Annotated in this window: 24 protein-coding genes and 1 pseudogene; 12 read left to right on the forward strand and 13 right to left on the reverse strand. The window is 69.1% G+C overall.

Annotation, left to right across the window (positions count from 1 at the left end; genetic code table 11):
• Positions 1–2: 2 nt before the first annotated feature.
• The 6 genes from ACZ5RK_RS06930 to ACZ5RK_RS06955 are packed head-to-tail and all read right to left on the reverse strand — an operon-like array spanning position 3 to position 4,336.
• The gene (locus ACZ5RK_RS06930) at positions 3–401 is read right to left on the reverse strand and encodes a diacylglycerol kinase family protein (protein WP_464908564.1); all 399 of its coding nucleotides are present in this window, start codon (positions 399–401) and stop codon (positions 3–5) included.
• Positions 356–775: an rRNA maturation RNase YbeY gene (ybeY, locus tag ACZ5RK_RS06935; protein WP_464908565.1), complete on the reverse strand. Its 420-nt coding sequence runs from the start codon at positions 773–775 to the stop codon at positions 356–358. The genes ACZ5RK_RS06930 and ybeY overlap by 46 nt, the downstream gene beginning before the upstream one ends.
• A complete protein-coding gene (locus tag ACZ5RK_RS06940) occupies positions 732–1,748 on the reverse strand; it encodes a PhoH family protein (protein WP_464908566.1) in 1,017 nt (338 codons plus the stop codon). The genes ybeY and ACZ5RK_RS06940 overlap by 44 nt, the downstream gene beginning before the upstream one ends.
• A complete protein-coding gene (locus tag ACZ5RK_RS06945) occupies positions 1,712–2,080 on the reverse strand; it encodes a hypothetical protein (protein WP_464908567.1) in 369 nt (122 codons plus the stop codon). Before ACZ5RK_RS06945 ends, ACZ5RK_RS06940 begins: the two co-directional genes overlap by 37 nt.
• Complete coding sequence (gene floA / locus ACZ5RK_RS06950; RefSeq protein ID WP_464908568.1) at positions 2,077–3,054, reverse strand: flotillin-like protein FloA; 978 nt, start codon at positions 3,052–3,054, stop codon at positions 2,077–2,079. The genes ACZ5RK_RS06945 and floA overlap by 4 nt, the downstream gene beginning before the upstream one ends.
• 1 nt (position 3,055) lies before the next feature.
• Positions 3,056–4,336 carry an NfeD family protein gene (locus ACZ5RK_RS06955; protein WP_464908569.1) on the reverse strand — a complete coding sequence of 427 codons (1,281 nt, stop codon included), beginning with the start codon at positions 4,334–4,336 and terminating at the stop codon, positions 3,056–3,058.
• A 38-nt stretch (positions 4,337–4,374) separates the two neighbouring features.
• On the opposite strand from ACZ5RK_RS06955, the gene aroE reads away from it, so the two are divergent.
• The 3 genes from aroE to polA are packed head-to-tail and all read left to right on the forward strand — an operon-like array spanning position 4,375 to position 8,277.
• Complete coding sequence (gene aroE / locus ACZ5RK_RS06960; protein ID WP_464908570.1) at positions 4,375–5,166, forward strand: shikimate dehydrogenase; 792 nt, start codon at positions 4,375–4,377, stop codon at positions 5,164–5,166.
• A 32-nt stretch (positions 5,167–5,198) separates the two neighbouring features.
• Positions 5,199–5,774 (forward strand): IMPACT family protein, encoded by a 576-nt coding sequence (locus ACZ5RK_RS06965; protein WP_464908571.1) that lies wholly within the window; start codon positions 5,199–5,201, stop codon positions 5,772–5,774.
• Between the two features lies 1 nt (position 5,775).
• On the forward strand, positions 5,776–8,277 hold the full coding sequence (gene polA / locus ACZ5RK_RS06970) for a DNA polymerase I (protein WP_464908572.1): 2,502 nt from the start codon (positions 5,776–5,778) through the stop codon (positions 8,275–8,277).
• A 119-nt stretch (positions 8,278–8,396) separates the two neighbouring features.
• On the opposite strand, the gene ACZ5RK_RS06975 is transcribed toward polA, so the two are convergent.
• Positions 8,397–9,593 carry an ATP-binding protein gene (locus ACZ5RK_RS06975; protein ID WP_464908573.1) on the reverse strand — a complete coding sequence of 399 codons (1,197 nt, stop codon included), beginning with the start codon at positions 9,591–9,593 and terminating at the stop codon, positions 8,397–8,399.
• Positions 9,594–9,695: 102 nt separating this feature from the next.
• Here ACZ5RK_RS06975 and glmM point away from each other — a divergent pair, with 102 nt between their 5' ends.
• Genes glmM through rnr form a run of 5 tightly spaced genes read left to right on the forward strand, consistent with a single transcriptional unit; the run spans position 9,696 to position 15,146 of the window.
• On the forward strand, positions 9,696–11,003 hold the full coding sequence (gene glmM / locus ACZ5RK_RS06980) for a phosphoglucosamine mutase (RefSeq protein WP_464908574.1): 1,308 nt from the start codon (positions 9,696–9,698) through the stop codon (positions 11,001–11,003).
• Between the two features lie 9 nt (positions 11,004–11,012).
• Positions 11,013–11,300, forward strand: a complete 288-nt coding sequence (locus ACZ5RK_RS06985; protein ID WP_054647920.1) for a ribosome-binding factor A — start codon at positions 11,013–11,015, stop codon at positions 11,298–11,300.
• Positions 11,279–11,677: an acyl-CoA thioesterase gene (locus ACZ5RK_RS06990; protein WP_054647921.1), complete on the forward strand. Its 399-nt coding sequence runs from the start codon at positions 11,279–11,281 to the stop codon at positions 11,675–11,677. The genes ACZ5RK_RS06985 and ACZ5RK_RS06990 overlap by 22 nt, the downstream gene beginning before the upstream one ends.
• A gap of 9 nt (positions 11,678–11,686) precedes the next feature.
• The gene (locus ACZ5RK_RS06995; RefSeq protein WP_464908575.1) at positions 11,687–12,931 is read left to right on the forward strand and encodes an aspartate aminotransferase family protein; all 1,245 of its coding nucleotides are present in this window, start codon (positions 11,687–11,689) and stop codon (positions 12,929–12,931) included.
• 1 nt (position 12,932) lies between these two features.
• Positions 12,933–15,146, forward strand: a complete 2,214-nt coding sequence (rnr, locus tag ACZ5RK_RS07000) for a ribonuclease R (protein ID WP_464908576.1) — start codon at positions 12,933–12,935, stop codon at positions 15,144–15,146.
• Between the two features lie 195 nt (positions 15,147–15,341).
• Here the strand turns inward: rnr and amrB are convergent, their stop codons facing one another.
• On the reverse strand, positions 15,342–16,454 hold the full coding sequence (amrB, locus tag ACZ5RK_RS07005) for an AmmeMemoRadiSam system protein B (protein WP_464908577.1): 1,113 nt from the start codon (positions 16,452–16,454) through the stop codon (positions 15,342–15,344).
• Entirely contained in the window at positions 16,408–17,703 is a 1,296-nt protein-coding gene (locus ACZ5RK_RS07010) for an HD domain-containing protein (RefSeq protein WP_464910067.1), read from the reverse strand. Before ACZ5RK_RS07010 ends, amrB begins: the two co-directional genes overlap by 47 nt.
• On the opposite strand from ACZ5RK_RS07010, the gene coaE reads away from it, so the two are divergent.
• Genes coaE through ACZ5RK_RS07030 form a run of 4 tightly spaced genes read left to right on the forward strand, consistent with a single transcriptional unit; the run spans position 17,704 to position 19,973 of the window.
• A complete protein-coding gene (gene coaE / locus ACZ5RK_RS07015; RefSeq protein ID WP_464908578.1) occupies positions 17,704–18,309 on the forward strand; it encodes a dephospho-CoA kinase in 606 nt (201 codons plus the stop codon). It begins immediately after the preceding gene.
• 5 nt (positions 18,310–18,314) lie between these two features.
• Positions 18,315–19,007: an SDR family oxidoreductase gene (locus ACZ5RK_RS07020; protein ID WP_054647581.1), complete on the forward strand. Its 693-nt coding sequence runs from the start codon at positions 18,315–18,317 to the stop codon at positions 19,005–19,007.
• 9 nt (positions 19,008–19,016) lie between these two features.
• Entirely contained in the window at positions 19,017–19,424 is a 408-nt protein-coding gene (locus ACZ5RK_RS07025) for a SufE family protein (protein WP_054647582.1), read from the forward strand.
• Between the two features lie 3 nt (positions 19,425–19,427).
• Positions 19,428–19,973 carry a glycerol-3-phosphate acyltransferase gene (locus tag ACZ5RK_RS07030; RefSeq protein WP_464908579.1) on the forward strand — a complete coding sequence of 182 codons (546 nt, stop codon included), beginning with the start codon at positions 19,428–19,430 and terminating at the stop codon, positions 19,971–19,973.
• Here the strand turns inward: ACZ5RK_RS07030 and ACZ5RK_RS07035 are convergent.
• The 4 genes and pseudogenes from ACZ5RK_RS07035 to ACZ5RK_RS07050 form a co-directional block, all read right to left on the reverse strand.
• Positions 19,967–21,034 carry a branched-chain amino acid ABC transporter permease gene (locus ACZ5RK_RS07035; RefSeq protein WP_464908580.1) on the reverse strand — a complete coding sequence of 356 codons (1,068 nt, stop codon included), beginning with the start codon at positions 21,032–21,034 and terminating at the stop codon, positions 19,967–19,969. The two genes, ACZ5RK_RS07030 and ACZ5RK_RS07035, sit on opposite strands and share 7 nt — an antisense overlap.
• A gap of 1 nt (position 21,035) precedes the next feature.
• Positions 21,036–22,889, reverse strand: a complete 1,854-nt coding sequence (locus tag ACZ5RK_RS07040) for an AMP-binding protein (RefSeq protein ID WP_464908581.1) — start codon at positions 22,887–22,889, stop codon at positions 21,036–21,038.
• Between the two features lie 6 nt (positions 22,890–22,895).
• Complete coding sequence (locus ACZ5RK_RS07045; RefSeq protein WP_464910068.1) at positions 22,896–23,123, reverse strand: ABC transporter ATP-binding protein C-terminal domain-containing protein; 228 nt, start codon at positions 23,121–23,123, stop codon at positions 22,896–22,898.
• Between the two features lie 54 nt (positions 23,124–23,177).
• Positions 23,178–23,558 (reverse strand): annotated as a pseudogene (locus ACZ5RK_RS07050) (ATP-binding cassette domain-containing protein); the annotation flags it as partial.
• Positions 23,559–23,582: the final 24 nt, after the last annotated feature.

A 23,582-nucleotide genomic window follows, 5' to 3' on the forward strand; every position in this document is an offset into this window, starting at 1 on the left:
CCCTAGCTTAGTCCAAACCGGGCGAGAAGGGGGGGCAGGAAAAGGTAGAGGCCCAGGAGGAGGGCGAGGAGGCTTGCCAGCAGAACCGCGGCGGCGGCGGTGTCCTTGGCCCGTTTGGCCAGGGGGTGGTAGACGGGGCTTGCCAGGTCGGTGAGGGCCTCGAGGGCGGTGTTCATAAGCTCCAGGGAGAGGACCAAGGCGGCGAGGAGCAGGATGGGGGCCAGGTCCACCCCGAGCCACAGGGCGAGTCCCACCGCCAAAACCCCCAGGAGGACCTCTATGCGGAAGTTCCGCTGGACCCGCCAGGCGTAGAGGAGCCCCTCCCAGGCGAAGGCGAAGGAGCGCAAGACCCCCTTTAGAGGGCGAGGATCCTCTCTTGGACGCGGCGGAACCCCTCCCACTCCTCCTCCTTCTGGTGATCGTGCCCAAGGAGGTGCCAGAGGCCGTGGGCGGCTAGGACCAGCACCTCTTCCTCCAGGGGGGCCCCCCGGGCCTCGGCCTGCCTCCTGGCGGTGTCCAGGCTGATCCAAATGTCCCCCAGGTGCGGGGGCATGAAGGGGTCCCCGGGTTCGTAGTGGGGAAAGGAGAGGACGTCGGTGGCCGCATCCTCCCCCCACCACTCCCGCTTGAGGGCCCGGAGGCGGCGGTCCCCGGTGAGGATCACCGTGACCGCCTTGTCCCCCACGCCGAGCTCCGCCATGAGCCCCTGGAGGGCCCGGCGGAGCCTCGGCCTAAGCCCCCTCGGGGGCCTTTTGTTGGCCACGATCCCCACCACGCTCGGCCTCCTCGTAGGCCTTGATGATGCGGGCCACCAGGGGGTGGCGCACCACGTCGGACTCCTTGAAGTAGACGAAGGCGATGCCCTCAATGCCCTTGAGGATGCGGGTGGCCTCCACGAGGCCCGACTTTTGCTGCTTGGGCAGGTCAATCTGGGTCACGTCCCCGGTGATGACCATCTTGGAGGAGAAGCCCATGCGGGTGAGGAACATCTTCATCTGCTCCGGGGTGGTGTTCTGGGCCTCATCCAGGATGATGAAGGCGTCGTTCAAAGTTCTTCCCCTCATGAACGCCAAAGGCGCCACTTCAATGATTCCAGATTGGAGATATTGCTCAAAACGCTCGGCGTCGATCATGTCAAAGAGGGCGTCGTAGAGGGGCCTGAGGTAGGGGTCCACCTTGGCCTGGATGTCCCCGGGGAGGAAGCCCAGCTTTTCCCCGGCCTCCACGGCGGGCCGGGTGAGGACGATGCGCTTCACCTTGCGGGCCCTTAGGTGGCTCACCGCCATGGCCACGGCCAGGTAGGTCTTGCCGGTCCCGGCGGGGCCGATGCCGAAGGTGATGTCGTGCTGGGCGATGGCCTCCACGTAGCGCTTCTGCCCCGGGGTCTTGGGGCGGAGGCGGCCGGGGAGGGAAAGCTCGGCCTGGGGGGTGGTGGCCTGGTAGAGCCCCTCCCCCTCCAGGGCCAGGGCCACCGCCTGCTCCAGGGTGGGCTCGTCCAGCTCAGCCCCCTGGCGCAGCAGGGCCAGGAGGTCCCGGACGGCCCTTTCCGCCGTCTCCACTGCCTCCTGGTCCCCAAGGAGCTCCACCGCTTCCCCCCGGGCCACGAGCCTCAGGCGGTCGCCGAAGGCCTCCTTGAAAAGGGACCGGAGCTTCCTCAGGTTCCGGTCGGCCTGGCCCAGAAAGGCCAGGGCTTCCTCGGACCGCAGGGGGATCACCACCCTTTGGGCTTCTTCAGGATCTCGTGCCATACCACCCCTTTGAGCAGGCTGTGGGGGTCCGTGGCCAGGAGCCTCTTGCCCTTCCGGACCTCAGGGGTTTCCTGGGGGGCCTCCTCCCGGAAGCGCACCTCCAAGGGGGTGCGCTCGGGAGGGTGGGGGCGTTCTAGGCTTTGCCCCTCCTCCCGCCGGGGCTCAGGTGGAGGCTTGGGCCGGGCCTTGGGCCGGGGTTGAGGTCTGGGAAGGGGTTCGGGGGCGGGCAGGTCCTCGGGGAAGCCTCCCCTCCGGCGGGAGAGGCCCTGGAGGGCGGGGAGAACCACGAAGAAGAGGAGGAAAAGGAGGCCCAAAAGGTCGTCTAGGCTCATTCCTCACCCTCGGGCTTGGCCGCCCGGCTGATGGACTCCCGCATGTCGGTGTCGGCCTCGATGTTCTTGAGGCGGTAGTAGTCCATGACCCCCAGGTTCCCCTTCCTCAGGGCCTCGGCCAGGGCCAGGGGTACCTGGGCCTGGGCCTCCACCAGCTTGGCCCGCATGGCCTCCACCAGGGCCCGGTTCTCCTGCTCGGCGGCCACCGCCATGGCCCTCCGCTCCTCGGCCTTGGCCTGGGCCACCTTCTTGTCCGCCTCGGCCTGGTCGGTGCGAAGCTGGGCGCCGATGTTCCGTCCCACGTCCACCTCAGCGATGTCCACCGAGAGGATCTCAAAGGCCGTGCCCGCATCCAGCCCCTTGGCCAACACGGTCTTGCTGATGCGGTCGGGTTGCTCCAGCACCTCCTTGTGGCTTTCCGCGCTCCCGATGGAGGCCACGATCCCCTCCCCCACCCGGGCCAGGACCGTTTCCTCTCCCGCCCCTCCCACTAGGCGGTCAATGTTGGCCCGCACCGTCACCCGGGCGGTGACCAAAAGCTGGATCCCGTCTTTGGCCATGCCCGCTACCTGGGGGGTGGTGATCACCTTGGGGTTGACGGACACCCGGACCGCCTCCAGCACGTCACGGCCCGCCAGGTCTATGGCCGCTGCCCGGTCAAAGGTGAGCCTGATCCCCGCCTTGTCGGCGGCGATGAGGGCGTCCACCACCCGGTCCACGTTGCCTCCCGCCAGGTACTGGGCCTCGAGGCGGTTAAGCTCCACAGGGATCCCCGCCTTCGTGGCCTTGATCATGGGGAAGATGATCTTGGCGGGAGGCACGCGCCTTAGGCGCATGGCCACCAGGCTGGTGAGGGGCACCCTCACCCCGGCGAAGAAGGCCGTAACCCAGAGCCCCACGGGGATAAAGGAGAAGAAGAGAAAGACCAGGACCAGGACTACGCCGGCCAGGAAAAGAAGGCTCACGAGGGTCATCTTATTCCTCCTTGAAGGCCCGCACTACCACCCGGGGGCCCTCCACCTTGACTACCCGGACCGGAGTCCCCCGGGGGATGAACTCTCCTTCCGTCACCACGTCCACCCGTCTATCTCCGAAGCGGGCTACCCCGGCGGGCCTCAGGTCGCTTAAGGCCTCGCCGATGGCTCCGAGGAGGGCTTCCAGTTCTCCCTTGGGCGGGGCGGTTTCGGAAATAGCGCTTTCCAACACCAGGGCCCGCCCCACCCGGCTTCGGGGGAAGAAGCGAAAGAGCAGGAAAAGGCCCACGCCGAGGACGAGGACCGCGTAGGCCCCCACGGCCAGGCTTTGGGCGCCAAAGGTGAGGTAGACGGAGGCCAGGACGAGTCCGATCCCCAAGGCCCCGGGAAGGCCGAATCCCGGCAGAAGGAAGGCCTCGGCTAAGAGGAGGAGCATCCCCGCAAAGAAGAGGAGAATCTCCAGTATCCCCGACAGCCCAGCCAGGTACCCTCCGAAGAAGTAGAGCCCCAGGGCGATGAGGCCCAGGGTAGCGGGTAGAAAGGTTCCCGGGGTGAAGAACTCCAGGAGAAGGAGCAGGAGGCCCAGGGCGAGGAGCACCCCGGCTACGCTGGAGTTGGTGAGGAAGCGGGCGAGCCGCACCCTGGGTCCCAGTTCCAGGCGCTCCACCTCGGCGCTCAGGCCTGCCTGAGCCAAGGCCTCGGGGAGGCTTCCTGCCTTGAAGTCCGCCACCTTGAGCTCCACCGCCTTGTCGGCGGAAAGGGTTAAGGGTTCCCCCTTGGCGGACAACCCCGGGACCTCTATGTTCGGGTCCACCATGGCCTCGGCCAGCTCCACGGGCCTGCCCCGGGCCTCGGCCACGGCCCGGAACTTGCCCCTGAGGGCGGAGATCACCTTCTGGTCGGCGGCCGTGGGCTCCTGGAGGGGGAGGGCCACCACGGGGAGGGCGGCCCCGATCTCTGACCCTGGGAGCATGGCCACCTGGCGGCAGGAGAGGGCGATAAGGGCCCCGGCGGAGAAGGCGTTTTGCACCACGGCCAGGGTGGGGAGGGGGGTCTGGAGGATGCGGTCGGAGATGCGGATGGCGGCGTCCACCCGCCCCCCCGGGGTGTCTATGAGGAAGGCCACGCCGCTGGCCCCTTCCCGCTCGGCCCGGGCCAGGGCCTGCTCCACGAAGACCGCCAAGGCGGGGTCTATCTCCCCCTGGATGGGGATGAGAAAGGTCTTCCCCAGGGCCAGGGGGAGGAGGAAGGCGAGGGCCAAGAGCCTTTTCACCGCCCTCATTCTATCGGTTTCCCCCGGGCCAGGCTATCCTTAGGGGGATGTTGCGCTTCGCCCTCCTGGGCCAGCCCGTGGCCCACTCCCTCTCCCCGGCCATGCACGCCTTCGCCCTGGAAAGCCTCGGGCTTAGGGGAAGCTACGAGGCCTTGGAGACCCCCCTTTCTGAGCTTTCCGCCCGTCTAGAGGCGGTGCGGCGGGGCTTCCGGGGGGTGAACCTCACCCTCCCCTTGAAGGAGGCGGCCCTGGGGCTTCTGGACTGGGTCTCTCCCGAGGCCAGGGCCATGGGGGCGGTGAACACGGTGCTCCAGGTGGAGGGAAGGCTTTTTGGCTTTAATACCGATGCCCCGGGCTTCCTCGAGGCCCTGAAGGCGGGGGGCATCCCCCTGGAGGGCCCCGCCCTGGTCCTCGGGGCCGGGGGGGCGGGGCGGGCGGTGGCCTTCGCCCTGAAGGGGGCGGGGCTTGAGGTCTGGGTCTGGAACCGCACCCCGGAAAGGGCCCTGGCCCTGGCGCGGGAGTTGGGCCTGGAGGCGGTTCCCTTGGAGCGGGCAAGGGCGGCCAGACTCCTGGTGAACGCCACCCGGGTGGGCCTCGAGGACACTATGGCCACCCCCCTCCCCGCGGAGCTCTTTCCCGAGGAGGGGGCGGCGGTGGACCTGGTCTACCGCCCCCTGTGGACCCGGTTCCTGCGGGAGGCCAAGGAGAAGGGCCTTAGGGTCCAGACCGGGCTTCCCATGCTGGCCTGGCAGGGGGCTTTGGCCTTCCGCATCTGGACGGGCCTTCTCCCGGACCCTCTGGGCATGGAGCGGGCGGCCCTCAGGGCCTTGGGCGGGTAAGGCCTCCCCAGGGCCAAGGCGTTGGAGGTAGCGTGCGCCTCACCCTGACCGCTTTCCTGGTCCACGAGGAGACGGTCCAGAAAAGCCGCTTTATCGCCAAGGTGGCCCCCGTGGCCTCGGAGGAGGAGGCCCTGGCCTTCCTGGAGGCCCACCGGGAGCCCGAGGCCACCCACAACTGCTACGCTTACAAGATCGGCCCTCTCTACCGCTTTTCGGACGATGGGGAGCCTTCGGGCACCGCGGGAAGGCCCATCCTGCACGCCATAGAGGCCCAGGGTCTGGACCGGGTGGCGGTGCTGGTGGCGCGCTACTTCGGCGGGGTCAAGCTCGGGGCCGGGGGGCTGGTGCGGGCCTACGGAGGGGTGGCGGCGGAGGCCCTGCGCCGGGTGCCTAAAGCCCCCTTGGTGGAGCGGGTGGAGGTGGCCTTCCTGGTCCCCTTCGCCGAGGTGGGCCGGGTCCACGGCCTCCTGCAGGCCCGCGCCTTAAGGGCCGAGGAGGCCTACACTCCGGAGGGCGTGCGCTTCGCCCTCCTCCTCCCTGAGCCCGAACGGGAAGGCTTCCTGAGGGCCCTCCTGGACGCCACCCGGGGGCAGGCGGTCCTGGAGTAGCATGGAGGCGATGCTTCCCCTCTTTGAGCCCAAGGGCCGGGTCCTCCTGGTGGACGGCCACCACCTGGCCTACCGCACCTTCTTCGCCCTGAAGGGCCTCACCACGAGCCGGGGCGAGCCCGTGCAGGCGGTCTACGGCTTCGCCAAGAGCCTCCTCAAGGCCCTCAAAGAGGACGGGGACGTGGTGGCGGTGGTTTTTGACGCCAAGGCCCCCTCCTTCCGCCACGAGGCCTACGAGGGCTATAAGGCGGGAAGGGTTCCCACCCCGGAGGACTTTCCCCGGCAGCTTGCCCTCATCAAGGAGCTGGTGGACCTCCTGGGGCTTACCCGCCTCGAGGTCCCCGGCTACGAGGCGGACGACGTCCTGGCGAGCCTGGCCAAGAAGGCGGAGCGGGAGGGCTACGAGGTCCGCATCCTCACCGCCGACCGCGACCTCTACCAGCTCCTTTCCGAAAGGATCTCCGTCCTCCACCCCGAGGGCCACCTCATCACCCCGGAATGGCTCTGGGAAAAGTACGGCCTGAGGCCGGAGCAGTGGGTGGATTACCGGGCTTTGGTGGGGGACCCTTCCGACAACCTTCCCGGGGTGAAGGGGATCGGGGAGAAGACCGCCCTCAAGCTCCTCAGGGAGTGGGGAAGCCTGGAGAACCTTCTCCAGAACCTGGACAAGGTGAAGCCGGAGAGCGCCCGGGAGAAGATCCGGGCCCACCTGGAGGACCTCAGGCTTTCCCTGGAGCTTTCCCGGGTGCGCGCCGACCTCCCCCTGGAGGCGGACCTCCAAAGGCGCAAGGAGCCCGACCGGGAGAGGCTTCGGGCCTTCCTGGAACGGCTTGAGTTCGGGAGCCTCCTCCACGAGTTCGGCCTCCTGGAGGCTCCCGCCCCCGCCCACGAAGCCCCCTGGCCCCCGCCGGAGGGGGCCTTCGTGGGCTTCGTCCTCTCCCGGCCCGAGCCCATGTGGGCGGAGCTTGTGGCCCTCGCCGCCTGCAAGGAGGGCCGGGTGCACCGGGCAGAGGACCCCTTGGCGGGGCTAGGGGACCTCCGGGAGGTCCGGGGCCTCCTCGCCAAGGACCTCGCCGTCTTGGCCCTCCGGGAGGGGCTGGACCTCCCTCCCTCGGACGACCCCATGCTCCTCGCCTACCTCCTGGACCCCTCCAACACCTCCCCCGAGGGGGTGGCGCGGCGCTACGGGGGGGAGTGGACGGAAGACGCCGCCCTACGGGCCCTTCTCGCCGAGAGGCTTCAGCAAAACCTCCTGGAGCGCCTTCGGGGGGAGGAGAGGCTCCTTTGGCTCTACCAGGAGGTGGAAAGGCCCCTCTCCCGGGTCCTGGCCCACATGGAGGCCACGGGGGTCCGGCTGGACGTGGCCTACCTGAAGGCCCTCTCCCTGGAGCTTGACCAGGAGATAAGGCGCCTCGAGGAGGAGGTCTTCCGCCTGGCGGGCCACCCTTTCAACCTGAACTCCCGGGACCAGCTGGAAAGGGTCCTCTTTGACGAGCTTGGGCTTCCCCCCATCGGCAAGACGGAGAAGACGGGCAAGCGCTCCACCAGCGCCGCGGTGCTGGAGGCCCTCCGAGAGGCCCACCCCATCGTGGGGAGGATCCTGGAGTACCGGGAGCTCACCAAGCTCAAGAGCACCTACATAGACCCCCTCCCGGGCCTCGTCCACCCCAGGACGGGCCGCCTTCACACCCGATTCAACCAGACGGCCACGGCCACGGGGAGGCTTTCTAGCTCCGACCCCAACCTGCAGAACATCCCCATCCGCACCCCCCTCGGGCAGCGGATCCGCCGGGCCTTCGTGGCCGAGGAGGGGTGGCTCCTGGTGGCCTTGGACTACAGCCAGATAGAACTCCGGGTCCTCGCCCACCTCTCGGGGGACGAGAACCTGATAAGGGTCTTTAAGGAGGGCCAGGACATCCACACCGAGACGGCGAGCTGGATGTTCGGCGTGCCCAAGGAGGCCGTGGACCCCCTCATGCGCCGGGCCGCCAAGACGGTGAACTTCGGCGTCCTCTACGGCATGTCGGCCCACCGGCTCTCCCAGGAGCTCTCCATCCCCTACGAGGAGGCCCTGGCCTTCATTGAGCGCTACTTCCAGAGCTTCCCCAAGGTGCGGGCCTGGATAGAAAACACCCTGGAGGAGGGCAGGAAGCGGGGCTACGTGGAAACCCTCTTCGGAAGGAGGCGCTACGTGCCCGACCTCCACGCCCGGGTGAAGAGCGTGCGGGAGGCCGCTGAGCGCATGGCCTTCAACATGCCCGTCCAGGGCACCGCCGCCGACCTCATGAAGCTCGCCATGGTGAAGCTCTTCCCTAGGCTCCAGGGAACGGGGGGGAGGATGCTCCTCCAGGTCCACGACGAGCTCCTCCTGGAGGCCCCCAAGGAAAGGGTCCAAGAGGTGGCCGCCCTGGCCAAGGAGGTCATGGAGGGGGTCTACCCCCTCGCCGTGCCCCTAGAGGTGGAGGTGGGGATGGGGGAGGACTGGCTCTCGGCCAAGGGGTGATACCACCCCATGCTGGCTTGGGCCAGCATGGGGGGTCCCTAGGCAGGCTTCCCCGAGCCGGTAAGGCGAAGGAAACGGGGAGAAAGGGTATAAGGGTGTTCGTCGCCGGAACGGGGAGGCTAAAGAAAGGCCAGGGGGTTTTCCCGAAGGAACGCTTCCAGGGGGATGCCTCCTGGGCCCAGGAGAAGGCCTTTTCCTCCAAAGGCCTGGGTGAAGGCTTCCAGCCCCTTGGTCCTCTTTGAGGGAGCGCTCTTGACCTCCAAGGCCAGAAGGCGCTTCCCCTTTTTCAGGACGAAGTCCACCTCCTGGTCCCTCTCCCGCCAGTAGTACACCTCAAAGCCCCCGTGGGGGGCGTGGGCCAAAAGGTGGGCGCCCACAGCGGTTTCCACAAGCCGCCCCATGAGGGCGGCGTCCTCCCACACCTCCTCCGGAGAGAGCCCTAGGACGGCCGTGATGAGCCCCGTGTTAAGGGCCAGGAGCTTGGGGCTCGAGGCCCGGCGCCGGAAGGGCTCGGCGGCGTACTTCTGCAGGGCGCCGAGAAGGCCCGCCCCTTCTAAAAGCTCCAGGTAATGGGCCAGGGTCACCGTGTTCCCAGCGTCCTGGAGTTGCCCCAACATCTTTGTGTAGGAGAGCACCTGGCCGCTGTAGAGGAGGCCGAGCTCCAAGACCCTGCGGAGGAGGGCGGGTTTCTCCACCCGGGTGTGGAGCAGGATGTCGCGTCCCAGGGTGGTTTCTAGAAGGGCGTCTTTGATGTAGCGGACAAACCTCCCGGGCTCTTCCCGCAGGGGGGCCGCGCCCGGATAACCCCCGAAGTAGAGGTACTCGGGGAGGGTGTACCCGAAGGCCAGCTCCATCTCGTAAAAGCTCCAGTGAGGTAGGTGAAGGACCTCAAAACGGCCGGCGAGGCTTTCGGAAAGGCCCTTTTGCAGGAGCAGGGGTGAGGAACCCAGGAGGACCACCTTGAGGGGAAGGCCCTTTAGGGTGTCCTCGTCCCAGAGGCGCTTTAGGGTCTCCGACCAGCCCAGCACCTTCTGGGCTTCGTCCAGGACCAAGAGGGCCTCCCCTCCCTGGGCCAGGCGGCGGGCCAAGGTCCACTGGGTCTCCAGCCAAGGGGCTTCCTTGAGGGTGGGTTCGTCGGCGGAGGCGTAGTGGTAGGGGAGGCCGGAGGTCTGGGCCACCTGCAGGGCAAGGGTGGTCTTGCCCACCTGCCTGGGGCCCAGCACCACCTGCAGGAGGTGGCGGGGCGCCCTGAGCCGCCTTAGAAGCTCCTGGGCCTGGGGACGGGTGAAGGAGGTTCTGCTCAGCACGCTGAGCATTTTTACTCAGTACGCTGAGTAAATCAAGGCCCAGGACCCCTCCCGGGCCCCCGGGGGAGGGCTCGCCCCACCCGCCCCAGGGGCCCTGGTATAGTGGCCCCCGTGAGGCGCTACTTCGGCACCGACGGGGTGCGGGGCGAGGCGGGAAAGCCCCCCTTGACCCCGGAGTTCGTCCTAAAGCTCGGCCAGGCGGCGGGGACCTACTTCCGGGCCCAAAGCCCCAGGCCCGTGGTGCTCCTGGCCAAGGACACCCGGGAGTCCTCGGACCTCTTGGAGGCCGCTTTGGCGGCGGGGCTTCTGAGCCAGGGGGTGAGGGTGGAGCACCTGGGGGTGCTTCCCACCCCGGGGGTGGCCTACCTCACCCGGGCCCTTAAGGCCACGGCGGGGGCCATGATCTCCGCCAGCCACAACCCCTACCAGGACAACGGCATCAAGTTCTTCGGGCCCAGCGGGGAAAAGCTCCCCGACGAGGCCGAGGAGGAGATTGAGCGCCTTCTCGCGGAGGACCACCCCACCCGGGGCATCGGCACCGTGGGGGACTTCCGGGAGGCGGAGAGGATGTACCTGGACTTCCTCCTCGCCCACGCCCCGGACCTCACGGGGCTTAAGGTGGGCCTGGACCTCGCCCACGGGGCCACCTACCGCATCGGCCCCAAGCTCTTCCAGAGGGCGGGGGCCGAGGTCATGGCCTTCTTCAACACCCCGGACGGGAGGAACATCAACCGGGGTTGCGGCTCCACCCACCCCGAGGCCCTGGCCCGCTTCGTGGTGGAGCTGGGGCTGGACCTGGGAATCGCCTTTGACGGGGACGGGGACCGGGTGCAGTTCGTGGACCGGAAGGGCCGCCTCTTCCACGGGGACCACATCCTCTACCTCGCCGCCCTGGCCTTTGGGGAGAAGGGGGTGGTGGGAACCGTGATGAGCAACATGGGCCTCGAGGTGGCCCTCAAGGAAAAGGGCCTCGCCTTCCACCGGGCGGCGGTGGGGGACCGGTACGTCCTGGAGAGGCTCAAGGAGACGGGCCTCGCCTTGGGGGGGGAGCCTTCGGGGCACGTGATCTTCCTCCGCCACCACACCACCGGGGACGGCCTCCTCACCGCCCTCCTCACCCTGAAGGCCCTCCTGGCCTTGGGGGGGGACCTCGCCCACTGGTACGAAGCCCTTCCCATGTACCCCCAAATCCTCCTCAACGTGCGCGTCTCCGACAAGGCCAGGGTGATGGCGAATCCGAGGCTGGGGGAGGCCATCCGGGAGGCCGAGGCCCGCTTGGGGGGAAGGGGCCGGGTGAACGTCCGCCCCTCGGGGACCGAGCCCCTCGTCCGGGTGATGGTGGAGGCGGAGGAGGGGGCGGAGGAGGTGGCCCGGGGGCTTGCCGAGGTGGTGGCCTCCTTGGACCGGGGGCCGGGGTAGGATGGGGGCGTGAGCTACGGGAAGGCCCATCTGGAGGAAAGGCTCCTTCGGGCCCTGGCCGAGGCCATAGGGGAGCTGGAGGACCCGAGGCTCTTCCTCCTCACCGTGGAGGCGGTGCGCCTCTCCCCGGATGGCCGGGTGCTTTCCGTGTACGTGGAGGCCTTCCGGGAGGAGGAAAAGGCCTTGGCGGCCCTGCGCCACGCAGAGAGGAGGCTTCTTGCCGCCCTGGCCAAGAGGGTGCGCCTGCGCCACCTGCCCAGGCTGGAGTTCCTGCCGTGGAGAGCGTCACCCGCATAAAGGTCCGCTACGCCGAAACCGACCAGATGGGGGTGGTCCACCACTCGGTCTACGCCGTCTACCTCGAGGCCGCCCGGGTGGACTTCCTGGAGAGGGCCGGGCTTCCCTACCACCTCGTGGAGGAGAGGGGGGTGTTCTTCCCGGTGGTGGAGCTCGGCCTCACCTTCCGCGCCCCGGCGCGCTTTGGGGAGGAGGTGGAGGTCAGGACCCGCCTCGCCGAGCTCTCCTCCCGGGCCCTCCTCTTCCGCTACCGGGTGGAGCGGGAGGGCGCCCTCCTCGCCGAGGGCTTCACCCGCCACCTCTGCCAGGTGGGGGGCAGGGCGGCCCGCATCCCCCAGGACATCTACCAGGCTTTGAGTGTGCTACACTTAAGGTAGCATTGGGGCATGGACTTGGACGCCTTCGCGCTCTTTGAACGCCACATCAACCCTAGCCTTGCAGGCCTTCTCCGCTTCACCGGCCTAGACCGGGTGGAGTCCCACGCCGAGGGGCCTTACGTCTGGGACACGCAGGGCAAGCGCTACCTGGACTTCTTGGGCCTGTACGGGGCTTTGAACCTGGGCCACCGCCACCCCAAGGTGGTGGAGGCGGTGAAGAGGCAGCTGGACCGCATGCCCATGTCCGTGCGGGTCCTGGTCTCCGAGCCCACGGCATGGCTTGCGGGGAGGCTCGCCGAGATCACCCCCGAGGGCCTGGAGATGGCCTTTTTCGCCAACTCCGGGGCCGAGGCGGTGGAGGCCGCCATCAAGCTGGCCCGGGCCTACACCGGGAAGCCCGGCCTCGTCACCACGCAAGGGGGGTTCCACGGCAAGACCCTGGGGGCCCTTTCCCTCACCCCCAAGCCCGAGTACCAGGACCCCGCAAGGCCCCTCCTCCCCGGGGTCAAGGTGGTGCCCTACGGGGATTTGGAGGCCCTGGAGGAGGCCATAGACGGGGACACGGCCGCGGTGATCGTGGAGCCCATCCAGGGAGAAGGGGGGATCCGGGTGCCCCCCGAGGGGTACCTCCGGGGCGTGCGGGAGATTACCCGGAAAAAGGGCGTCCTCATGATCGCCGACGAGGTGCAGACGGGCCTGGGCCGCACCGGGAAGCTCTTCGGGGTGGACTGGGAAGGGGTGGCCCCGGACCTCATGACCCTGGCCAAGGCCTTGGGGGGCGGGGTGGTGCCCATCGGGGCCTGCGTGGGGAGGAGGGAGGTCTTTGAGGTCTTCAAGCAAAATCCCCTCTTCCACTCCTCCACCTTCGGGGGAAACCCCTTGGCGGCGGCGGCGGCCCTGGCGGCCATTGAGGTCACCCTGGAGGAGGACCTGCCGCGGCGGGCCCTGGAGCTCGGGGCCTACCTGATGGAGGGGCTCAAGGCCCTGAAGGCCCGCTTCCCTCACCTCATAGAGGACGTGCGGGGGCGGGGGCTCATGCTGGGGGTGGAGTTCACGGATGCCGACATCGGCGCCCTGGTGGTGGCGGAGCTTGCCGAGAGGGGGGTCCTCACCGCCTTCGGCTTGAACAACCCCAAGGTGGTGCGCCTCGAGCCCCCCCTCATCATCGGCAAGGAGCACGCAGACGAGGCCCTTTCCGCCTTCTCGGAGGCCCTTTTGACCACGGAGAAGGCCCTCGAGGGCCTGCTAGGATAGAATGCAGGAAACTTTGCTGGAGTTTTTCAAAAAGACCGGGAGGCCCCACAGGCTGGAGGAGATCCTTCACCGCTTCGGCCTTTCCAAGAGGGAGGCCAAGGGCTACCTGGGGGCCCTGGTCCGGGAAGGCCTCCTGGAGAAGAAGGGAAGCCACTACTTCCTCCCCCAAAGGGTCCAGGGCCCCATCAGCCTCCACCGGGATGGGTACGGCTTCGTCCGCCTCCCCGAGGGGGACCTCTTCGTCCCCCCGGGCTATACCAAGGACGCCTGGCCGGGCGACCTGGTGGAGGCCCGCCTCATGCCCCCGGGCCGGGACGGGAGGCCCTGGGGGGTGGTGGAGCGGGTCCTCGAGCGGGCGCGGGAGCGGCTCGTGGGGACCCTGGACTTCCGCAAGGGGTACGCCGTCCTCCTCCCCGATGAGCCCGGGCTGTCCGAACTCAGGCTCCTTCCCGAGGGGCTAGAGGGCCTCAAGCGGGGAAGCCGCATCGTGGTGAGGGTCCATTACGGCAAGCGCCCCTACGGGGAGTTTTTGGAGTACTTGGGGGAAGGGGACGCCCCGGAGACCGAGACCCAGGCGGTCATCGCCAAGTACGGCCTCCGGGCCGAGTTCCCCGAGGAGGTCTTGAGGGAGGCCGAGGCCATTCCCCTGGAGATCCCCGAGGAGGAGCTTAGGAGGCGGGAGGACTTCCGGAACCTCCGGGTCTTCACCATAGACGGGGTGGACGCCAAGGACTTTGACGACGCCATCCACATTGAAAGGCTTCCCAAGGGCTTCCGGGTGGGCATCCACATCGCCGACGTCTCCCACTACGTGAAGGAGGGAAGCCTCCTGGACCAGGAGGCCTTCCAAAGGGGGACGAGCGTCTACCTCCCGGGGCGGGTCCTTCCCATGCTTCCCGAAAGGCTTTCCAACGGGGTCTGCTCCCTGAAGCCCGGCGAGGACCGCCTGGTCCTCTCCGTCTTGGTGGACCTGGCCGAGGACCTGACGGTGAAGCGGGTGCGCTTCGCCGAAGGGGTCATGAGGAGCGTGGCCCGCCTCACCTACACCGAGGTGGAGGCCTTCGCCGAGGGCTTCGGCCTTCCCGAGGAGCACGCTTTCCTGGCCGAGGACCTGGCCCTTCTCCTTGGGCTCACCCAGAGGATGCGGAAGAGGCGCCTGGAGGAGGGGGCCTTGGACTTCAGCTTCCCCGAGGTGAAGGTGGAGGTGGGGGAGGAGGGGGAGCTCCACCTCATCCCCCAGGCGGAGCCCAAGGCCAGGAGCCTCATTGAGGAGCTCATGCTCCTCGCCAACCGCCTGGTGGCCGAGCACCTGGTGAGGAAGGGGCTTCCCGCCCTCTACCGGGTGCACGAGGAGCCCCTGGAGGAGGCCTACGGCAGGCTCCGCCTGGCCCTGGCCCGGCTGGGCTATACCCTCCCCGAGAAGGTCTCCTCCAAGGCCCTGCAGCGGGTGCTCCTGGAGGCCAAGGGCCGTCCGGAGGAGCCCGTGGTGGCGGGCCTGGTCCTGCGCTCCCTGCGCCTTGCCCGCTACGCCGCCCTGAACCTGGGCCACTTCGGCCTGGCCATGGAGCACTACCTGCACTTCACGAGCCCCATCCGCCGCTACCCGGACCTGGTGGTCCACCGGGTGCTCCGGGCCTCCTTGCGGCGCACCCTCACGGAGAGGCGGAAGGAGCGCTGGCTTGGGGAGTTCCCCGCCATCGCCGACCACGCCTCGGAGATGGAGAGGAAGGCGGAGGCCGCCGAGCGGGAGCTCACCAAGTACTACATGGCCAAGTGGGCGGAGCTCCACCTGGGGGAGCGGTTCTGGGGGAGGGTGACGGGGGTGGCGGGCTTCGGGGCCTTCGTGACCCTGAGAAACGGGGTGGAGGGCCTGGTGCGCCTCGAGGCCCTGGGGCCCTACACCTACAGCGAGGAGGCCCTGGCCCTCGTGGGCCCCAAGGGGAAGCGGATCCGCCTGGGGGACGAGATGGAGGTGGTCATCGTCCGCAGCGACCCCAGGCTCCGGCAGATAGACCTGGTGCCTTACGTGGAAGAGGCCAAGGGAAAGGAGGTGGACATGCGCAAGGTGGTAGGACCCCCTAAGGACAGAGCCCGGGACACCCGTCCCGAGCGGGCCACGGTGCATAGCGTCTATTTCGGCGAGTGGGCCCCCAAGGAGGCCTGGGAGGAAAACCGCCCGGTGAGGACCCGGGCCCGCAGGAGGCGGCGGCGCTAGGCCCACCCCGCTTCGGCGCGGGATCCCCTGGCTAGGGCCACGCAGGAGCTCTTTTGGGCCCCCGCTCTGGCGCAAGCCAGAGCGGGGTACTTATACCCTTTCTCCCTGTTTCCTTCGCTCTACGGGCTCCAGGAAGCCTGCCTAGGAACCTTTTGCCGGGGCCCCCATGCTGGCGCAAGCCAGCATGGGGTGGTATTAGAAGACCAGGGTTCCGGCCCCCACGGCGCTTAAGGTGGGGGCCTCGAGGTCCAGGCGGTGGGCCAGAACCTCGCCCTTCCGCCCCCGGAGGAGGGGGGTGAGGCTTCCCACCACCTCCACCCCGTCTATGCGGGTGGGGTTTTCCCCCAAGAAGGCGAGGGCGGCCTCGGGCTCCCCCTCCCCAAGCCTTTGCAGGAAGCCCAGGTCCCGCCTCCTCGCCTCCTCCGCCAGGGAGCGGGTGAGGGGAGGGTCGCCGAAGCGGGGCCCCACGTGGGAGAGGTCCACGGCCAGCACCAAAAGGCCGGGGAAGTCCCGCATCACCACCTTCAGGGCCTCCCCGAGCTCCGCGCTCCGCCGTCCCACGAGGAGGGGGAGGATGCGGGCCCCGGGGAACCGCCCCTTCAGGAAGAAGAGGGGGAGCTCCAGGCTGTGCTCCTCCCGGAAGGCCAGGGGGGTGTTGAAGAGCTCAAAAGGGAGGAGGGCGTCCAGGGCCTGGAGGGCGGGAAGGTCCGGCAGGGCGGGGCCGAAGGGGGTGTGGAAGGGCACGGGAAGGGCGGCGGCCCTCTCCCGAAGGGGCCGGTGGGCCACCCCCACCAGGTAGATGCGCTCGGGGGGAGGGGTCCTCTCCAGGGCGGCCAGGGCCGCCCCGTAGACCTCGGGGACGCGGGAGGGCTCCAGGTGGGGCATGAGGAGGACCCGGGCCTCCCGTCCCTCCCCCGGGTGGCTCGCCCGGAAGGCTTCCAGGTAGGCCCGGGCTTCCTCCTCCCCTTTGGGGTAGGAGACCCCTGCCAGGCGCATGGGCCTTTCCCTCCTGAGCCTCTCCTCCTCCTCCCTTAGCCTCGCCTCCACCTTCTCCGTGAGGAGGAGGCCCGCCTCCTCCAGGGCCCTCGCCAGGTCCTCCAGCTCCTTCTTCGGCACCAGGACCCCGTGGCGTTTGAACACCTCCTCCTGCACCTCCTCCAGGGTGCGCCCCTCCATGAGGGAGAGGAGGAAGAGCCCCCCCTCCGTGAGGGCCAGGGGCTTCTCGTAGACCCCGTAGGGGTCAAAGACCAGGAAGCCCCCTTCAACGGGGGTGATCTGGGGTTCCCGAAGCCTCAGCCTCCCTTCCACCCCTCCAATATAGGAGAAAGGCCCGGGCCTCCTCCTCGGTCCCCACCCGGCCTTCCGCCTGGGCCTCGAGGAGGGCCTTCAGCGCCCTCCCCACCTCGGGGCCTGGGGCCAGGCCGAGAAGGGCCATCACCTCCTCCCCGGAGAGGAGGGGCCTTTCCGGGAGGGGTTCTTGAAGGGCCTCCCGGTACCTTCCCACCACCTCCCAGGCCTCGGCCTCCACGCCCCGGGTGGCCAGGCGGTCCGCGGCCATGAGGTAGACCAGGTGGGGAAGGAGGTCCTGGCGCTTTAGGAGGAAGCGGCGGAGGGCCCTCTTTCCCTCAGGGAGGCGGTCCATGTGGCGGCGCACCAGGGCCTGGACCCTTTCCACCGCTTCCGTGGGGAAGCGGAGCCAGGAGAGGGCCGCCTTGGCCATCTCCGCCCCCACCTCGGCGTGCCCCAGGAAGCGGAAGCGGCCCACCTCGGGGTCAAACCGGCGGGTTAGGGGCTTCCCCGCATCGTGGTAGAGGGCGGCGAGGCGGGCCTCCAGGGGGGCCTCGGGCCAGAGCCAGAGGAGGTGGAAGACCACGCTTAGGGTGTGCTCCCAGGCCGGGAGGTGGTGCACCCCCCCCTGGTGGAGGCCCACCAGGGGGGCGAGCTCCGGGAGGTAGACCCGCAAAAGCCCCGTCCGCTCCAGAAGGCCGAGGCCGAAGGCCGCCCGTGGGGAGAGAAGGAGCTTTGCCAGCTCCTCCCTCACCCTTTCCCTCGCCGGGAGGGCCTCGGGGTGGGCCAGGAGGAAGCGGGCGTGGCGCCTCAGGGCCTCCCGGACCCCTGGGGGAAGCCCGAAGCCTAAGGTGGTGGCGAGGCGCACCCCTCGGAGGCTCCGCAGGTGGTCCTGGTAGAGGTTTTCCTCCCGCACGGGGACCAGGACCTGCTTGCCCAGGTCCTCCTCCGCCCCCCTTAGGCCGAAGACAGCCCCCGCCTTCCAGAAGAGGGCGTTTACCCGGTAGTCCCGCCGGAGGAGGTCCTCCTCCAGGCTCCCCTCCAAGGGGGTGAAGTCCAGGGTGAGGGGGCCCGCCACCAGGCGGAAGTGGCCCCGCCCGGGGTCCAAGGGGAAGAGGCTTCCCCCCAGGCGCCCTTGGGCCTCCTGGGCCGCCCTTTCCGGGTCCCAAGCGGCGTAGTCTAGGTCGGTGGGCCGCCTCGCCAGGAGGAGGTCCCGCACCGCCCCGCCCACGGGGAAGGCCCCCTTGGGGGTATAAAAGGGGAAGTCCATATGGGCCACGAGGCGGAGCACCCCATTATTATCGGCATCACCGGGAACATCGGCAGCGGCAAGAGCACCGTGGCCGCCCTCCTCCGGGCCCGGGGCTACCCGGTTTTGGACCTGGACGCCCTCGCCGGAAGGGCCCGGGAGAAGCAGGAGGAGGCGCTGAAGCGCCTCTTCCCCGAGGCGGTGGTGGGGGGAAGGCTGGACCGGAGGGCCCTCGGCCGCTTGGTCTTTTCCGACCCGGAAAAGCTCAGGGCCCTGGAGGCCGTGGTCCACCCGGAGATCGGGCGGCTCCTTGCGGAGGAGCTTTCCCGCCTCGAGGCCCCCCTCGTCTTCCTGGAGATCCCCCTCCTCTTTGAGAAGGGGTGGGAGGAAAGGCTCCACGGGACCCTTTTGGTGACGGCCCCCCTGGAGGAGCGGGTGAGGCGGGTTATGGAGCGCTCCGGGCTTTCCCGGGAGGAGGTCCTGGCCCGGGAAAGGGCCCAGATGCCCGAGGAGGAGAAGCGCCAAAGGGCCACCTGGGTCCTGGAGAACGCGGGTAGCCTGGAGGATCTCCAGAGCGCCCTGGAGGGGATTCTCCTGGAAATCCGGGAGCGCTTTGGGGTAAGGTAGGGGGCATGCGGGTGGCCTTGGTTTCGGGGGCGAGCCGGGGAATCGGCGAGGCCATCGCCCGGCACCTCCACGCCCACGGTTACAAGGTGGGGCTCTTTGCCCGGGATGGGGCGAGGCTAAAGGCCCTGGCGGAGGCCCTAGGGGAGGGGGCGCTTCCCCTCCCCGGGGACGTGCGGAACCCCGAGGACTGGGAGAGGGCCGTGGCCCGGTTGGAGGAAGCTTTGGGCCCCCTCTTTGCCCTGGTCAACAACGCCGGCATCGGCATCATGAAGCCCGTGGCCGAGCTTTCCGGGGCCGAACTCAGGGAGGTCCTGGAGGTGAACCTGGTGGGGCCCTTTCTGGGCTTGAAGGCGGCCCTTCCTGCCCTTCTCCGCACCCGGGGGGTGGTGGTGAACATCGGCAGCCTGGCGGGGAAGAACCCCTTCAAGGGCGGGGCCGCCTACAACGCCAGCAAGTTCGGGCTTCTGGGCCTCATGGGGGCGGCCATGCTGGAGCTACGCGACCAGGGGGTGCGGGTGGTCAACATCCTCCCGGGCTCGGTGGACACGGGGTTCGCCGGGAACGCCCCGGGCGCCTCCTGGAAACTCGCCCCGGAGGACGTGGCCCAAGCCGTGCACTTCGCCCTGGAGATGCCGGAAAGGGCTTTGGTGAGCGAGATTGAGCTTCGGCCCACCCACGTGGCGGCGAAGGGAGGGTAGCCTTGGGCCATGGGCCTTCCGCCTAGGTTGCAAGCGGCTATGGACCTCATCCGCTCCCTTCCCCAGGAGCTCAAGACCCAGGTCCTCCTGGACTACGCCAAGAAGGTGCCCCCGCCTCCTCCGGGGGTGGAGCTGGAGCGGGTCCACGAGTGCCAGACCCCCTTCTTCCTCAGGGCGGAGGTGGAGGGGGGGAGGGTGCGGCTTCACTTCATGGTGCCCGACGAGGCCCCCACGGTGAAGGCCTTCGCCGGCCTTTTGAAGGAGGGCCTGGAAGGCGAATCCCCGGAGGCCGTGCTGGCCGTGCCCCCCGCCTTTTACCGGGGGGCGGGGCTGGAGGAGCTCCTCACCCCCTTGCGCCTCAGGGGCCTCGAGGCCGCCCTCCTTCGCCTGCAGGACCAGGTGCGCCGGGGGTTGTGACGGGTGCTTTCCCCTTTCCTCGCGGGTTACCTTCTGGGAAGCCTTCCCGTGGCCTTCTGGTTCGGGGCCCTCCGGGGCAAGGACCTTCTGCGGGAGGGCTCCGGCAACCCCGGGGCCCTGAACGCCTACCGGGTTCTGGGCCCGGTGCCGGGCCTTTTGGTCCTCCTCCTGGACGTGTTCAAGGGGGTCTTGGCCGTGGCCCTGGGGGAAGGGGTGGCCGGGGACCCCTTGGGGGGGCTTTGGGGGGGAGCGGGGGCGGTGTGGGGCCACGCCTTTTCCCCCTGGCTAGGCTTCCGGGGCGGGAAGGCCCTGGCCCCGGCGGCCGGGGTCCTCTTGGCCGTGGACCCCAGGCTCCTCCTCCTGGCCCTCTCCCTCCTCGCCCTCCTGTACCTCTTTTCCCGCAGGCCTTACCGGGCGGCTTTGGCGGTGGCCCTCGCCCTTCCCCTCCTGGCCGCCCTCTTGGGGCGCACGCCCTCCCACCTTTTCTTCGGCCTCCTTTTGGGCCTGCCCGTGGCCTTCCGCCACCTCAAGGACTGGGACCGTCAGTAGGGGAGGGGCCAGGTGCGGAAGTAGTTCCGGACCCTCCCCCAAAGCCCCACCAGGCCCAAAGGCTCCAGGATGAGGAAGACCAGGATCAGGAGGCCGAAGACCACGTTGCGCCAGGCGGCCAGGGTGGCGGCGTACTGGGGGCCTAGGCTTCCCACCAGGCCGTTCAGCACCTCGGGGATGAGGAGGACGAAAAAGGCCCCCAAAATGGCCCCCAGGACCGTCCCCGCCCCGCCCACGATGATCATGGCCAGGTACTGGATGCTCACGGAAAGGGGGAAGTACTCCGGGGTCACCGCCTTGTAAAGCTGGGCGAGGAGCCCCCCCGCCACCCCGGCGTAGAAGGCAGAGAGGGCGAAGGCGAAGAGCTTCACCCGGGCAAGCTCCACCCCCGCCACCCGGGCGGAGAGGTCGTTGTCCCGCACGGCCATGAAGGCCCGCCCGGCGCGGGTCATGAGGAGGCGCTTGCCGTAGAAGAAGAGGGGGAGGGCGAAGAGGAGGACCAGGTACCAGAGCTTCTCCGGGGTGTCCAGGAGGAGGCCCAGTAGCTCGGGCGGGGGGAGGGTCCGGCCCCGGATCCCCCCCGTGACCGCCTCCCAGGTCTTGAAGGCGTAGTCCGCCAGGAACTGGAAGGCCAGGGTGGCGATGGCCAGGTAGACCCCCTTGATGCGGAGGGAGGGGAGGCCAAGGAGAAGGCCCAAAAGGGCGGCGACCCCCCCTCCCAGGAGGATGCCCAGGGGGGCGAGGGGGCCTGCCAGGTGGCTCGCGGCGTAGGCCCCCACCCCCATGAAGGCGGCGTGGCCCAGGGAGATCTGCCCCGCCCCGCCCACCAGGAGGTGGAGGCCCAGGGCGGAGAGGGCCCCGATCCCCACCAGGGTGGCCACGTACATGGGGTAGGGGCCGAGGAGGAGAGGGAGGAGGAGGAGCAGGGCGAGGAACACCCAAAGGGCCAGGCGGCCCAGGGGGGTGCTGGCGTAGGCCTCGTCCTCCCGGTAGGTTTCCCGCACCGTCCGGGCGAACCGGCGGCTGAAGGCGTCGGTGAGGCGCTTGGAGAGGGCGTACACCTTAGACCTCCTGGACCTCGAGGGTAGCCTCCAGCCGCCCCTCCCCCTCCAGGTAGCGGATGGGCAGGGCCACCTCCACCCGGCCTCCTTCCCCGTAGAGGGCCTGGATCACCGGACCGTAGCGGGCCTCCACCACCTGGCGCCGGACCTTCCGGGTGCGGGTGATCTCCTCGTCGTCGGGGTGGAGCTCCTTGGGGAGGAGGGCGAAGCGGCGGATCTTGAGCTTCTCGGGAAGGGTCTCGTTCACCATGCGGATCTCCTCGGCGATGAGGGCGCGCACCTCGAGGCGCTCCGTGAGGGAGAGGTAGGTGGTGAAGGGAAGCCCCCGCCTCCTGGCAAAGTTCTGCACGTTCTCCGGGTCAAGCTCTATGAGGGCGGTGACGAAGGGCCTCCCGTGGCCGAGCACGATGGCCTCGCGGATGTAGGGGGAGTACTTCAGGCGGTTCTCCAGAAACTGGGGGGCGAAGCGGGTGCCGTCCTCCAGGGCCCCCACCTCCTTGACCCGCCCCAGGATCACCAGGTGCCCCCGCTCGTCAAAGAAGCCCGCGTCCCCGGTGCGGAAGAAGCCGTCCTCGGTGAAGCTTTCCCGGGTGGCCCCCTCCTGCTTGAAGTAGCCCTGGAAGACCTGGGGGCCCTTCACCTGGATCTCCCCCTCCTCGCCGATGCGCACCTCCGTGCCCGGCAGGGGGGGGCCCACGGTCTCCGGGGGGGCGTCCCCCGTGGCGTGGGCGGTGGTGGCGGCGGCGGTCTCCGACTGGCCGTAGACCTGGCGGATGTCCAGGCCCAAGGCGCGGAAGAAGGTGAAGACCTCGGGGCCCAAGGGCGCCCCACCCGTGACGGCGGTGCGGCAGGCGGCAAGGCCAAGCCTCGCCCGGAGGGGCCTGGCGACGAGGGGGTAGAAGAGGGCCCGCTTGAGGTTGAGCCAAACCCCCACCTTCTCCCCCCGGAACTCCCGGCTCGCCCCCTCCAGGAGGGCCCCCATCCCCACCCGGTAGAAGAAGGCCTTGAAGAGGTCGGCGTCCGCCATGCGGCTTTGGATGAGGCTCGCCATCTCCTCCCAAAGCCTCGGCGGGGCCAGGAAGAAGTCGGGCTGCACCTCCTTAAGGTCCTCCCGTAAGGTGGTGGGGTCCTCGGGGAAGTGGACGGTGGAGCCCTCCACCAGGCCCTGCACCACGGTGAGCATCTGCTCCCCGATCCAGGGAAGGGGCAGGTAGCTAAAGACCCAGGCCCCCTTCTGGAAGCCCAGGGCTTTCCCCAGGGCCTCGTGCCCGGCGAGGAGGTTGCGGTGGGAGAGCATGGCGAGCTTGCTCCGCCCCGTGGTGCCGGAGGTGGGGGCGAGGAGGGCGGTCTCCTCCGGGTGGCGCCTCCTTAGGGCCTCCTCCCCCACCCTGGGGTCGCCCAAGGCCTGGCTGAAGCGCTTGACCTTGCCCCGGAAGTGGCGGCTCATCCCCGCCTCCTCCCACACGAGGACGAAGTCCAGGAGGTGGAGGTAAGGGTAGACCTTGTCCAGCTGCTCCTCGTCGGAGACCACGATGCCCCTGGCCCCGGTGAACTCCAGGAAGTAGCCCACCTCCTCGGGCATGGCGTCGGCGTAGATGCCCATGGGGAAGGCCCCCAGGGTCTGGGCGGCGAGCTCCGCTTCCACCCACTCGGGGGCGTTGTGGCCCAGGAGGGCGAGGACCTCGCCTTCCTTGAGGCCCAAGGCGGAAAGCCCCCCGGCGAGGCCCAAGACCCGTTCCAGAAGCTCCCGCCAGGGGGTCTTCTGCCAGACCCCGTGCCGCTTCACCCGAAGGGCCGGGGCTTCGGGGCGCTCCTGGGCGTGCCGATGGAGAAATTCCAGAAGGGTTCCCTGCATACTCCCTCACCCTTGGCCCAGGTAGGCCTCCACCACCTTGGGGTCCTTCCGCACCCCCTCAGGGGGCCCGTGGTAGAGGACCTCCCCGTAGGAGAGGACCAAGACCCGGTCGGAGAGCTCCAAGACCGCCCTCAGGTCGTGCTCCACCCAGAGGAGGGTTACCCCCCACTCCTCCCGGGCGTCCAGGAGGAAGCGGGCCAGGTCCTGCTTCTCCTCCAGGGCCAGGCCCGCCATGGGCTCGTCCAGGAGGAGGAGCTTGGGCCTGCCCGCAAGGGCTCTCGCCACCTCCACCCGCTTCTGGAGGCCATAGGGGAGCATCCCCGCCGGGGCGTGGCGGAAGGGGGAGAGGTGGAGGTAGTCCAGGACCTCCTCGGCCCAGGCCCTGAGGCGCCACTCCCTCTCCGCCCGGGGCAGGGCCAGGGGGTAGGTGGAGAGGGCGAGCTCCGCCCCCAGCTTGACGTTGTCCAGGACGCTCATCCCCCGGAAGATCTCCAGGCCCTGGAAGGTGCGCCCCAGGCCCATGCGGGCCCTTTCTTGGGGGCTTTTCCCCCTTAGGCTTTGGCCCAGGAAGGCCACCTCCCCTTGGTCGGGCTCGTACACCCCGGAAAGCACGTTGAGGAGGGTGGTCTTCCCGGCCCCGTTGGGGCCGATGACGGCGAAGAACTCCCCCTCGCTCACGGAGAACCCCACCCC

This window comes from Thermus kawarayensis JCM 12314, assembly GCF_055393575.1.

Coding starts and splice junctions, on each gene's coding strand:
- ACZ5RK_RS06945 (WP_464908567.1), bottom strand. CDS start 2,080: ATGAGCCTAGACGACCTTTTGGGCCTCCTTTTCCTCCTCTTCTTCGTG.
- ACZ5RK_RS07010 (WP_464910067.1), bottom strand. CDS start 17,703: ATGGACTTCCCCTTTTATACCCCCAAGGGGGCCTTCCCCGTGGGCGGG.
- floA (WP_464908568.1), bottom strand. CDS start 3,054: ATGACCCTCGTGAGCCTTCTTTTCCTGGCCGGCGTAGTCCTGGTCCTG.
- ACZ5RK_RS07025 (WP_054647582.1), top strand. CDS start 19,017: ATGGGCCTTCCGCCTAGGTTGCAAGCGGCTATGGACCTCATCCGCTCC.
- ACZ5RK_RS06955 (WP_464908569.1), bottom strand. CDS start 4,336: ATGAGGGCGGTGAAAAGGCTCTTGGCCCTCGCCTTCCTCCTCCCCCTG.
- ACZ5RK_RS07020 (WP_054647581.1), top strand. CDS start 18,315: ATGCGGGTGGCCTTGGTTTCGGGGGCGAGCCGGGGAATCGGCGAGGCC.
- rnr (WP_464908576.1), top strand. CDS start 12,933: ATGCAGGAAACTTTGCTGGAGTTTTTCAAAAAGACCGGGAGGCCCCAC.
- coaE (WP_464908578.1), top strand. CDS start 17,704: ATGGGCCACGAGGCGGAGCACCCCATTATTATCGGCATCACCGGGAAC.
- aroE (WP_464908570.1), top strand. CDS start 4,375: ATGTTGCGCTTCGCCCTCCTGGGCCAGCCCGTGGCCCACTCCCTCTCC.
- ACZ5RK_RS07040 (WP_464908581.1), bottom strand. CDS start 22,889: ATGCAGGGAACCCTTCTGGAATTTCTCCATCGGCACGCCCAGGAGCGC.
- ACZ5RK_RS06975 (WP_464908573.1), bottom strand. CDS start 9,593: ATGCTCAGCGTGCTGAGCAGAACCTCCTTCACCCGTCCCCAGGCCCAG.
- ACZ5RK_RS06995 (WP_464908575.1), top strand. CDS start 11,687: ATGGACTTGGACGCCTTCGCGCTCTTTGAACGCCACATCAACCCTAGC.
- ACZ5RK_RS06940 (WP_464908566.1), bottom strand. CDS start 1,748: ATGGCACGAGATCCTGAAGAAGCCCAAAGGGTGGTGATCCCCCTGCGG.
- polA (WP_464908572.1), top strand. CDS start 5,776: ATGGAGGCGATGCTTCCCCTCTTTGAGCCCAAGGGCCGGGTCCTCCTG.
- ACZ5RK_RS07045 (WP_464910068.1), bottom strand. CDS start 23,123: ATGGCGGGCCTGGCCCTGGAGGAGAAGCAGGACCTGGCCCGCTTCCTC.